The sequence below is a fragment of the Laceyella sacchari genome, from assembly GCF_004343255.1.
Taxonomy (GTDB): Bacteria; Bacillota; Bacilli; order Thermoactinomycetales; family Thermoactinomycetaceae; genus Laceyella; species Laceyella sacchari.
Window position 1 is genome coordinate 1,217,888 of record NZ_SMDD01000001.1, and the last position, 12,048, is coordinate 1,229,935.

Below are 12,048 nucleotides of genomic sequence, written 5' to 3' on the forward strand. Positions count from 1 at the left end.
AGGATATGAATAATGGTTTACTCAGGCGTATTTGAACGCTTTTTCCTTTTAGGAATCAAGAAAGTGATCTTTTCTTCTGCTCAATGGTCGAAGTTTGACTTGCTCAAACGAAACTACCCTTGCATAGACAAAACCTTGTTTCCTGCTCTTCCTTCTGATGAAGAAGGAGAGGAACATTTATTTTTCTACGATGAAGAATTAAAAGAGGAAATCTACCTAAAATACATCAAAGGCAATGAACATATTAAGCCATATACAGAAGTATACCATCGCTTACTGGGAACCATTTTAGGATTTCCGCCAAAGGCAGTTGACTTCTTTTCGTCGGGTGAACATGAGAAACAGCCACATAAAAAGGTTTTCCTTCAATTTGGTGGTGTCCAATGTGTTGCAAGCATTGATAATCTGGTGGAAGATGTTGAGTGGTTATGGGAGAAATATCCCTATCCTGAAAGCGATATTCTAATAGCTAAGTATAAATACGATTACGTCGATTTTACTTATGGAGATATTAAAGCAGTGAAAGAAGCGCAGCAACATGGTCTAGCATACATAGAGAAGCAGTTAGAAAAAGAGGCAAAAAAGATAGGAAAAGGTTTCAGCCTTAATGACTAAGCGTAACATTTGTCTTCAAGGGGCATGCAGTTGTGCCAAGAATGGAGTTCTTTGCCCAAGGGTATATACCCACAGATCAGCGTCACATTCCATCCTCTCACTCAATTAATCATAATTTAATATAGCCGCCCATCTAGGACGGCTTAATTGTTTCTTCAAGCTTCTTCAGCCAAAGCTTGTTTACGAAGCTGTTTCGTTAACAAATCGGCTTGTCTTACGATTTCGGGAATGCGGCTTTCCTTGCCGACGAAGTGCTGAGTCAGTCTGAGCACTGAAGGTAAATCGATGTAATTGCCTACAGACACATAGATGGGTTTGACGCCATCTTGGGTCCGGAGGACTGCTCCCACTACATCTCCCTGATCTTTGATCCACTCCACACTTCCTTGAGTTTTTTGAGGTTCGGGATATTCTCCAATGAAGTGCGTTTTGGCAATGCCGATGGTCGGTTTGCCAATGAAGAAAGAAGCATGGGTTGCCAAGCCGACGCGTTCGGGATGCAACATGCCATTCCCATCAAAGAAAACCAAATCTGGCTCATAATGAAGCTTTTCCCAAGCCTTGAGAAAGAGGGGAAGTTCACGAAAAGCCAAGAATCCGGGTACATACTCTTGAACCACTTCATCAATATGGTAGACGGTTTCTTTTATCTGCTGAGTGGCATAATCCATGATAACAATGACGGCGACAGCTCGGCGGTCATCTGGAAAGTAAGCTAAGTCTACACCGGCCACATCTTTGGGTTGCCCCGGATAGGGAGTGATCTGAATCTGTTGCCGGAGTGATTGCTGAATGGCCTTCATCTCATCCAGTGACAAATCAAAAGAATGAATTACATTGATGTTCATAACTACCTCCGAAGATGCTAGACCTTGGGGACCTTGTCTATGTTATCTTAACACAAGGTGTATGAACATTCTTAACGTGATGCATGATTGGTTCAGGCGGCAGAATCCGTGTAAAAGATTCTTGGCAGAAAAAGCCAAACGCCACCGCAATTTCCAATATGCGCTTATCACTGCTGACAAGTTCCTCCGCCGCTTTGGACAGCCGCCGTTCGCGAATGTAATTGGCAGCCGTTTTGCCTACGATGCGATGAAAAACGCGGTGAAAGTGGTAAGGGGAATAAGCCGATTGTTCAGCCAATGTAGACAGATTCAGATTGGAGTCGAGATGTTGATCGATGTAGCGCAAGGTCTTCTCGATCGTATCAGCCAAGGATTTGTCCTGATCCAAGTCCATCCTCCTTCCCGCTGATTTCACTATACTAGACGGCGCTAATACGTGTTTGATCATTCTTGCTATGTTCGACATGGGGCGAGTTATGGGATGGCAACACCTCAGCCAAAAGCGACGAAAATAACCAATAAAGCGAGCCAAATATTTGGCTCGCTTTATTGGGGTAGAGGGAGCGAAGACCAATTTTGGTGCCATCTCCCTATAAAATGGAAAATGACTTGAGAAACCATTTAGGTAACTCAAGTCATTTGATATATTCTACTTGGTCATTATTTTACTCTGTACATGTTCTTCTTTGGTAGCATTAAGACGCCTAGTTTTGATAAATAGTGACAGAACCGTGGTAAGGGTGAATAGTAAGGCAGTGATCATGTAAACCGTTCTAACCCCCAAGAAGTCTGCAATTGCTCCCATGATTAGAACTGAAAAACCAAATGTAACGAACATAATGGTTGTTACCGCTGCAAAAACCTTTGGCAACATATCCTCACGAGTTTGAGCTTGAATAAATGTTCTTTGAGCAATACTTCGTAACTGGTTGGGAAGACCCATTGCAAAGGATAGGAAGAGCGCCAACCAAGGATTCGAATTAATCGCAAAACAGAAAGTGGCAGCACTCAGTATTGCACATCCCCATAAAATGCTCTGTTTCACTCTTTCCTCGATGATCCGTGACAAACTCCAGACAATCAGCCCACCTAAAATCGTGCCCACAAAGTAGCCAGAATTGATGAATCCCCACCAGATTTCCCCTTTGTTTAATGCTTCTTTGACAAAAACGAGTAGAATGGAACCGGTCCAGATGGCGCCGCCAAAATTAGATACCAGTTCCATAAATGAAATGATCCTCAGATCGAGATCTTTCCAGATATACTGCCATCCATCGATGATTTGTTTCCATTTTCCAGAGTTCTTCGTTGATAAGGACTCTTCATTGGAGGAGTCTGTCACAAATAAAAGGCAGAGTGTTGATAAAACCATGAGCCCAGTGGTGATCAACATCACCGATGTTGTACCGAGGTGATAAACCAATACCCCTCCAAGCGACCACCCTACAAGCAAAACGAATTGATCCGAAGTTGTCAGTAAGCTATTCGCTTTCATTAAGTAATCTGCCGAAACCAAACGAGGAGTTAGTGCATTCCTTGCAGGTAGAGCACATCCGTGGATTACAGAAATCCAAAAGACTAAGAAAAGCAGGGTCATTGTCAGCCAGGTGGAATGCCCATCTAGATCCAACAAAGCCATAACTGCAAATAACAAGGTTTGCCCCACTTGAGAAATCCAAATTAAGTGAAGCAATTTCATTCGATCCATCACCAACGGTACCAAGATCGTACTGATTGCCTGAGCAATCACGCGAAGTAAAGGAAAGAGCCCTGAGATAAACGCCGAGCCGGTAATTTTGTAGATCACTGTAACGATTGACAGAATGTATAACGAATCTCCCAAATTGGATAGGGATTGACTCAACCAAAGCATTTGAAAAGAGATATTTTTTTTCATGGAAGCACCTCTTTTTTCAAATGATAAAAGTGATCAATCGACGAAACACCTATTAATCACATTGGGTTAACCTCACTTCGTCTGATTATTTTAGAAAAAAATTAAATATTAACTATTTTCCATATTTTAATGATATAATATAGATGACTTCGGTATCCGAAGTTTTTGTTCTCAATAAATTTTTTAGGAGGTGCTGGCAAAAGCAAAAGAAAGGATTTTGCTTTATTCCAAAAATCATTACGAAAGCAAAAGCCCCGCTTTGCTGGTAATGATGATCCACGACGAAAACAAGAAGAAGTAAGCCACCTAATCAGTTAAGTGCAGGGAACTGGCCCTTCCCTGCACTTCTTAAAAAGGAGGTTTCTGTATGTCGTGTGTCCAGCCAAAGCAGGGCAAACAAACATGTTTTCCTTTTCTGCACTCTAAAAACATTATACAAAACATTGAAACAATTATCACGGTTTTTAATCCGGAAACCCCAATCTCAGAAGAAAATCGTAAAAGGTTATTCTTTGACGTGATCAATACCTTACAATCCTCTTCTATTCCGAACAAGCCTAATGGTATCCATATGCAATTCGACAACGAAGCCCTTACTAACCTGATTGTAAAATCCACCATGTTGTCTCCAGAAGACGTGGCGGATGGCAAGCATTTGTTCAATGATGAGGAACGAGAAATGATCCAATACAAAATGGAGAAAGCATTGGACCTTATCAAAATCTTGCATCCGAATCTGCATTATCTTATGACTCAATTGATTGGTACATTGTACTTCATTAAGAAGGAAGGTAATGGCGGTGGTTCCGTTTCCAGTCTAATCGGGTTGATTTGGCTCAATCCTCAGCCTGATTGGACCGTTATCGATTATGCCGAGTGCATGTACCATGAGTTTATCCATAACTCTCTGTTTCTCGATGATATGGTCAACACCATTTTTCCAGATACAGAAGTGTTGGGTACGGAAGACGCGTTGGTTACCTCATCTATCTTGAAATGGAAAAGACCATTGGATCGTTCGTTCCACTCTGCTGCTGTGGCGATTGCTCTTTCCCATTTCTACACGATGCTTGGGGATACAAAAAAAGCTCAGAGTTACTTGCCTTCTGTTGAGCAAACTGTGGAGGAGCTTAACAGTAAAACGAAGTATTTGGGTGAACAGGGTGTATTAACTCTTAATCAAATGAACCACTTCCTAAAAGCAAGAGATTACGAAAGCCTTTCCAAATTTCTCTTTTGAGAAATTTATTATATAAAAACCGATCCTCAATAAAGGATCGGTTTTGCGCTTTATAAGAGGCTCTGTTATATGGGAAACTCATGAATAACCCGCTCATATTCTTCCTGTGCATCAGTAATGGCCAACTTAGAATACACTTCAAGCGATTTACGGCTTGCATGTCCAGAATAAGGTTGGATTAGTGCATCGTCAATACCTTGTTTCTTGAGCCATGTTAACAAGAAGTGGCGTAACTTATGCGGCGAAATGGATTGAACCATGCCGGCTTGATCGGAATACTTCTTGAGGATTTTTCGAATGCCGCGGTCGCTGTATTTTTTCTTCCAGGACGATTCAAAAAGGTAGACAGCACCCTTTTTCGCTACGCGATCGGCATGCATGGCCAACAACTCTTTGAAGGCGGTCGGGAACGGCACGATCCGGTCCTTCTTGCATTTCCCTTGGTTCACCCGGATCTGGCAGCGCTGGAAATCAATATCGGTCAGCTTGATGTTAATGAGTTCGCTCACACGAACGCCCGTATACAGTAGGGTCTTTATAATCATCATGTCTTGAAAATTCTTCGCCTTCCAGACGGCTTCATAATAGCGTTTAATCTCGTCTTCTGTGGGCACGTAAGGTAATTTTTTATTTGCCTTTGGCACATCGACTTCCAACTCGGCACGCAGGTGCCGGAATACGCTTTTTAGGTAATCATAATCTGGCCGTTCTTCACGAAGGTATTTGGCCAGCTCCCGGGCCTTCTTTTTTGGCGGGGTTCGGTGTTTAATGGCACTTCGCCTCCTATATTGGTAATCGCCTATCCAAATCAACGTTAAATTTGCCATATGGAGTGATATGGTTGTAAATCAGAGGACTGAGTGCGCGCAAATCTTCTGTTGTAAGCTTGTTCAGCCATCCTTGCTCCTTGATGATATTCTGAATTTTGATGGTGTTGATATAGACCAGACAGTTTTGAAGCAAGTTCAGGCTCAATATGGCGATCTCTTGCTCATCCACTTGGTTCTTTTGGATTTCCCCGTTACGTCCAAAGAAGATAAAGCTGTTGGCGGAGTTCCAGTTTTCAACGACATTCAGCCCTTCATGGATCTCACGCCGGATTTCCTCGTGCTGTAGGTATTCACACAGAAAAATCGTTTTGATCACGCGGCCCAACTCACTTAAGGCTTTATAAACGGGATGGGTCCGGTTTTGGCTGAATCGCTTGAGAATGGCTTCGGTTTCTGCGGTGTTGAATCTCAGGGCCGCAGCATATTTCACCATTTGGTCGTATTGCTGCCGGATCAGATCCCAGTTGATTGGATTTTTGGCCAGAACCGGTTGCAGGTTCGGATATGCATCGGCCATGCCATGATCGGGTTTATAGAGCTTCTGTGAGCCGATATTTTTGAATCGGGGCATCAACTTAAAACCAAGTAGATGACAGAAGGCGAAACCAACTTCGCTTTGACCATGCGTGTCCACGTAATTCCGATCAACTTTTTTTTCGGTGGCATGTTGGAGCAATCCTTTGATCATTGCAGCCACTTCCGAAGATGTGCAGGTCTTTAATTGCGAGTGGATACAGACGGACTTATTTTCAACATGCCAATAGATCATCACACCAGGTCCGCGGTAGCGGGGATGCCATTCTGTCATCAGGTTTTGATCCCAAGAACCGACTTTTTTGGAGTCAGAAGCGCAAGATGTAGTGGCTTCGCCCCACACTTCGGCTAGGCGTTCCTTCAAAATGGCATTGACGACTTTGACATTGGCTGCCTTCAAATTTTCTGGATGAATAAACTTCCGTTTGATGTACAGAAGGTTTTCGTAAGTCACATCAGTGTTACCGGTGGCCATTCTTTTTAGACCCATGTTGGTACCGAGTCCATAAAGGCAGAGCAACAGACGCTTTTGGATTTCTTCACGACTTAACTGCTCACGAATCCCAAGTGACTGAAAAGCATCTGTGAAACCTACACGCAAATCGGCTTCCTTGAAAATATCGATTAACTCAATCATCCACCAACGTTTTGTAATTTCCTTTTTGAGCTGAACCAAGCGTTCGGGCTCTGGTTGTGGATCCAATGGTGTAACCGAAATCCATCCACCCTTGTGATTCGTAATTCGGACTTTCGGATTTTGTGGAATGGTTTGATTTAGTTGATCCAACGCACGATGTAACGACTGTTTGAGATCGTTGATCACAGCGCCCACATCCATTTGCAGACCAAGGGATTCATAATACTCTTCCCGCCGTTTCTCAAAGTCGTCTGGCAAATCCTCGTCAGGATTTCGGTAGCGATTGGCCCCAATCACCCAAATCTCCTTGCATTTCAGCTTCTCCCGCAGGGAGTAGAGAACGGAAATCTCATAGTTCATACGGTTGACGCGCAAATCACCGTTCTTATCTGTCTCAAGTACCACTTTCTTAAACTTAGGCGGGATCACATCTTCAATTGGCACGTCATCGGCGACAGCAAAAAATTTTTGCTTGGTGCCAATATGTTTCTTAATCAGATCCAGTGCTTCAATGATGGGTTGATACCTTGAGTTATTTGAACGGAATTCAAGTGTATTGATCAGTTCCCCTATCGCCGTGCGGTACGTGTTACTATAAGAGCTGCGCATTTTGTAATAAACCTTTTCACGGTATACCTCTTTATTGTGGGTTAATTCCTTTAGTAAATCGCGCAACGTCTCTTCCTCAACAACGGAGAAAATCACATCTTGAACGACATGATCCTTTTTTTCCAATAGGGCTTCCAACAAGGAAGCCAAGATATTGTTTTTCCCACGAACCTTCTTAATTTCCTGCAATATTTCGCGGTCTACTTTGCGTTCAGCCTGGGCATTAATGTTATGGATAATGGTAATCAGCATTTCAACTAAGCTGTCGGTGATCTCTTGTTGTCGAGACCAAAAGAACGCCGACAACAGGGTATAGCGCAATTCTGGTGGATGGCGGCGGATCTCCACCAACTTCTCCGAAACCACACGTAACCGGTACTTCCTTAAGATTTTGGGGGGCACGTTCTTAAACAGATCGTGCGGCAACTCCAACATGCGTAATTCCTTGAGCTTTTTGATTTCCTCCTCTAAGTTCTTTCTGCTGGCGCGGCCTGGGCCCATATTGATCTTACGGAAAGTCATTCGTTCCGATTCCTCGGCCCCTTGTTCTTCAGAAACCTCATCCTCGGCATCTGCCCAATCATCAATCATCGCGTCCATTCGGGAGATAGAGGCAGATGAAAGGCGTTGAAACGTTTGAGCAAAGAATTTCTGCTCATAATTATGTAAAGCGGATCGTACCAACGTTTCAACAGTATTGTCCACGGGCGGCTCGATCTTCCGCTGCCGGAGTGTAGCGTAAACTCGCTCTTTCAAGACAGGGATATCATGAATATGGGTCAACACTTTGTCAGACAGCCATTGGGAAATTGCTTGGAGGTCATTCGCTGTATGTTCGCGAAAACCAAATAACTTCCGTATCTCAACACGATGACGTTTAATAGTTCTCCCGGTCCAATCATACTGCTCAAAGTGCTCCATGTTAACTCGTAGATGCTTGGCCAAAAAATCAACCACCGGGATAGGAACATCTTCCGGACCGTCAGGAAAACGAGCGTCATGTTGAAAGTATTTAAACAAAACAGCAAATCCCAACCGTGTCTCAAAGTTCTTAGTTTCAATCAGTTGCCTTTCTGGAGGCAATAAAGTAAAGTGTTCAATGAGTTCTTCCTTCGTCCATTGCTGTTTCAACTCCGATGTCAATCCTTTCTAAAGTTCCTAGAATGCATAGAGTCGGTACTTTTCCGCTGATCTGAGTATACGGAGCCTTGATTTTTTGGGCAAGGACAAAGGTTAAAATACAGGAAGTTCCAATACCAAAACAAAATTCGGAACAATAAAAAATGACTTGGAGTTCCCATTTGGACTCAAGTCATTTTCCATTTACTGGAGAGATGGCACCAAAATCGGTCTTCGCTCCCTCTACCCCTTAAAGGATCTGTTTGTGTCATTGAAACCAAATAATCGACAGTAATTGGCGAATGAAAAAGTAGAAACAAAAAACGGCCTAATATAAGCCGTTTTAAGCCCTTTGTTTTTTTAGGGTCGATATATTGACCTTGAAACGGATATGCCTCTCAGAGCTAAAATTTCGCCTTCTGAGCGACGATAGCCAAAACCGTTGATATTACTGGAGTTTGAGCGATGGTTAGGAACTGTTTTTTGATGAGTCATTTGATTTTGATTTCTTTTTTGGCGTTAAATACAATCATTAATCCGATCTACACACACTCGATAGCCTCCCCTTACCATATACTCTCTTTGCGATACAAGATCGTGGCCACATACTTTGTCCCTTTATTGGTTTCACAAACGGCTGTATTGATTGTGATAACATCATTTGACAATTCTGCTAATCTTACATTTAGCTCAGATTGAAACTCCTTGTGATTGCCAATGACTTCAACGACTTTTGAGTGTAGCTTGGCCAACAGAACCTCATCCTTTCACTATATAAAGTAAATATCATAATCATATGAATTATCATATATCACGGAAGGTACTTGTAAAAGCTCTTTGGAAATTGGGCTATAAAAAAAAGCCGCATCAGCAGCCAATGTGTTCCTGGGGAAACAAATGTAGAAGAGTGTGTCAATCGTGATCGAATGCTCATTTGGGGTTCCCTTGGAAGGGCTTTTAGCTATTATGTTGAACAGGAGGAGATGGAAATACTCCCTGAAAGGATGAGAAAAGTGGCGATACCCCTAGACGAAATGAGTAGTCTGCTGAGTCCCCCATTCCGCAACGATTTAACGCGGATCATGAACAGCCTAACGAAAAGACGTATTATTAGGAATTGGCCAAAAGACAAACAACGCATCCTACGACAGCTGTACAAACATGATGTGGATAATGATGACGAGTTTATGCTCCATCTAGCCGCTTATTTCAATGAGATTAAGCCTCTTCTTCTACAATCCTATCAAGAAGAGTACCCAGGTGAACGTCCAACTCCATCCCAATTAATCAACTGGATGAGGGATTGCATGATTGTCTCAAGGCTTCTTGGAAGAAAAAAAGAACTGAAGATATGGCTCGAGATCATCAAAATGTGCGAATGGCTACAAGAAGATAACTTAATGAAAATTTAAAAAAGGCTGAGGTTTATCCCTCAGCCCTTGTTTTCACCAGCCGAATCCACCTGATCCAAATCCACTACTTCCGCCGCCACCTCCGCCATTGTCATCGTCATCATCATCGTCATCATCCCACCAAGTTTTGCCTCCAACATTCCTGACAGCCTCTCTTAACTTGCGCTGATACTCGCGTTCTTCCTCCTCTTCACGTTTTCTTCTCTCCTCCTCTTCCTCTCTCTCCCGCTTTCTTTGCAACTGGCGTTGAAACTCGGCCTCAAGCTCTTCCCCCTCTAATTGCGACCCAGCGAAGTCGGACATTTTACCATATTCAGATCTATTCTGACGTCTTTTTCTATCTCCACGAAAGAAAAACGGCATAATAATCAACCTCCATTTTGTTTTTGTTGTGGTTTACGCTTTCTTCAAAGTGGTATAATATCTTGAATCGTTTTTTCTAAGAGCCCCTCCCCCGGCACGGGTAGGGGCGTTTTCATTTAACTCCAAGGTGGGTCTGCGATGAATCGCATATTGATCACCTCCCTTATTTCTATTTACCGCCATGGTACCATGTCACCATGGTGACAGTCAATGTTTATTTTTTGAATATTTATTTCGTTGGTTTTTATGGTATCATGGTACCAAGGTGACAGAAGAAAGGAGAAAGATCATGGCAGCAGATCCGCGATTATTTTGCCGAGTTGATGCAGAAACAAAAAAACAGTTTGACTTGTACACAACAAAAAAGGACACGTCTGTTCAAAAGGTTCTGGAAGGATATGTCCACGTGCTGTTGGAACTGGAGGACAAGATAACACCAGATGAAGCGTTAGACGCAATCCGGGAAAGAGCAAAACAAAAGCCAGGGGATGAGTGACACCCTGGCTTTACATATGTGAACAACATTATTCTTTTGTTTCCTCATTTTGACCAATTGGCGGCAAAATCGGCGTTCGTGCTACCTCTACCCCTAAAAAACGGTTTACACTTTTTTTTCAGCGAGTCTTCGGAAAAACCTTAACAAATTCACTAACAATCCACTCACTTCATTCATCATATAATTATACTTTGACATCTTTTTAGATGACCATTTTTGACATCTTTTTAGATGTCAAAAATGGGGTCAGGTAGCTAAATATGGGGTGAATATTTTCCAACTTACCCCATTTGCAACTGTATATTTTACACGTATCTCGGACTTACCCCTTATAGTCATCTATTCCGATGACTTCTACCGGGTGTTATAGTCATCTTTTTCGATGACTTTATAGGAGGAAGGAAGGGGATTTCTCCCCGTTTTGGAGGTGCTTGTTTTGCAGTTTTTGTTGTAGATGGATACAGGGGGTTAGATAGGAAATGGAATCATTGATTGAAAGGGTGAAATTTGACGCTGATCTGTAGGCATAATAAATTGGATTTTTCCACAGAGGGCGAATCCATTTAAAATCAAGGGATTCGCCATTTTGCGCCATTTTATATAGCAGGTACTATAGCAGGTGCAATGGGAGAGATTCAAGCGGGTGCTTAATTAGAGGATGTAGCAGGTGATGAGCATAAAAAGTCTACTTCTTCTCCTTGGACAAAGAACTCCATTCTCGGCACAACTGCATGTCCCTTGGAAGTATAGCCCCAGACAAATTGGAGGTCGGCTTTTCTCCAAGCATCTTTCACCACCCAGACAACGGGGGCGGTTTCTTTGAGATCATTCATCACCCGGATATATCCTTCCATCCGCTCTTCTAACTGACTAGATGATTCCGTGCTGTTATCAAATTCCATCCAGAACATCTTTCCATTGATCACCACCAACGCATCTGGGTGAATCAAATTCTTCTTCGTTTCCCTCTCTAATTTCGGTTCTTTCTTCCACTCTTCCGCCTTTTGAAGTTTATAACTACGGAAGAGGTATTCTGTGGCTTCTTGTGTGGTACGCCATACCACCTGATTAGCAGACTCCATCACCCGAAGATAGATGTTGTAGAGGCCTTCATAATGCTCCCATTGTCCATGTGCAACGGGTTTCTTTTTTGCCTGATTTAGCGCCTTCACACAATACGCCAACCCTTTTTCACCGAGATAATACAGGTTCATTTTGGAGCGATGAGGCGGAACATAATATTGAATCCATTGGTTCTTCTCTTCCGCTGTTTTCCCGCGTTCTGATCGAATCTTATTAATCCGCCATTTAACGGTGGCATCTGTCCAACCAAGCACGACTGAGAGATGGCGACGGTTCGCCATCCCTAGTTTGTAGAGTGCTAATAAAAGGCGATCATCTGATAGATATTGATTTCCTTTCAACGTTTCTAACATGGTTTCTCCCTC

10 protein-coding genes are annotated in these 12,048 nt (G+C 42.8%); 3 read left to right on the forward strand and 7 right to left on the reverse strand.

The genetic code is table 11. The features are described 5' to 3' along the window. Window positions 1-12: 12 nt before the first annotated feature. Entirely contained in the window at window positions 13-615 is a 603-nt protein-coding gene (locus tag EDC32_RS05845; protein WP_132220420.1) for a hypothetical protein, read from the forward strand. A 155-nt stretch (window positions 616-770) separates the two neighbouring features. Here the strand turns inward: EDC32_RS05845 and EDC32_RS05850 are convergent, their stop codons facing one another. The 3 genes from EDC32_RS05850 to EDC32_RS05860 all read right to left on the reverse strand — a co-directional run bounded on the left by EDC32_RS05850 (window position 771) and on the right by EDC32_RS05860 (window position 3,360). Continuing rightward, on the reverse strand, window positions 771-1,463 hold the full coding sequence (locus tag EDC32_RS05850) for an endonuclease V (RefSeq protein WP_132220422.1): 693 nt from the start codon (window positions 1,461-1,463) through the stop codon (window positions 771-773). Between the two features lie 37 nt (window positions 1,464-1,500). Continuing rightward, the gene (locus EDC32_RS16540; RefSeq protein ID WP_158283248.1) at window positions 1,501-1,851 is read right to left on the reverse strand and encodes a helix-turn-helix domain-containing protein; all 351 of its coding nucleotides are present in this window, start codon (window positions 1,849-1,851) and stop codon (window positions 1,501-1,503) included. A 261-nt stretch (window positions 1,852-2,112) separates the two neighbouring features. After that, a complete protein-coding gene (locus EDC32_RS05860; protein WP_132220426.1) occupies window positions 2,113-3,360 on the reverse strand; it encodes an MFS transporter in 1,248 nt (415 codons plus the stop codon). Window positions 3,361-3,727: 367 nt separating this feature from the next. Between EDC32_RS05860 and EDC32_RS16610 the strand changes: the two genes are divergently transcribed. Next, on the forward strand, window positions 3,728-4,600 hold the full coding sequence (locus EDC32_RS16610) for an aKG-HExxH-type peptide beta-hydroxylase (protein ID WP_246026856.1): 873 nt from the start codon (window positions 3,728-3,730) through the stop codon (window positions 4,598-4,600). Window positions 4,601-4,665: 65 nt separating this feature from the next. Here EDC32_RS16610 and EDC32_RS05870 read toward each other — a convergent pair whose 3' ends face one another. The 3 genes from EDC32_RS05870 to EDC32_RS05885 all read right to left on the reverse strand — a co-directional run bounded on the left by EDC32_RS05870 (window position 4,666) and on the right by EDC32_RS05885 (window position 10,104). After that, complete coding sequence (locus tag EDC32_RS05870; protein WP_246026857.1) at window positions 4,666-5,412, reverse strand: tyrosine-type recombinase/integrase; 747 nt, start codon at window positions 5,410-5,412, stop codon at window positions 4,666-4,668. Beyond that, window positions 5,384-8,341 (reverse strand): Tn3 family transposase, encoded by a 2,958-nt coding sequence (locus EDC32_RS05875; RefSeq protein ID WP_132220428.1) that lies wholly within the window; start codon window positions 8,339-8,341, stop codon window positions 5,384-5,386. Before EDC32_RS05875 ends, EDC32_RS05870 begins: the two co-directional genes overlap by 29 nt. 1,433 nt (window positions 8,342-9,774) lie before the next feature. Then, window positions 9,775-10,104, reverse strand: a complete 330-nt coding sequence (locus EDC32_RS05885; protein ID WP_132220432.1) for a hypothetical protein — start codon at window positions 10,102-10,104, stop codon at window positions 9,775-9,777. A gap of 289 nt (window positions 10,105-10,393) precedes the next feature. Here EDC32_RS05885 and EDC32_RS05890 point away from each other — a divergent pair, with 289 nt between their 5' ends. Next, a complete protein-coding gene (locus EDC32_RS05890) occupies window positions 10,394-10,600 on the forward strand; it encodes a hypothetical protein (RefSeq protein WP_132220434.1) in 207 nt (68 codons plus the stop codon). Between the two features lie 647 nt (window positions 10,601-11,247). Here EDC32_RS05890 and EDC32_RS05895 read toward each other — a convergent pair. Next, window positions 11,248-12,036: a replication-relaxation family protein gene (locus EDC32_RS05895; RefSeq protein ID WP_132220436.1), complete on the reverse strand. Its 789-nt coding sequence runs from the start codon at window positions 12,034-12,036 to the stop codon at window positions 11,248-11,250. Window positions 12,037-12,048 lie beyond the last annotated feature (12 nt).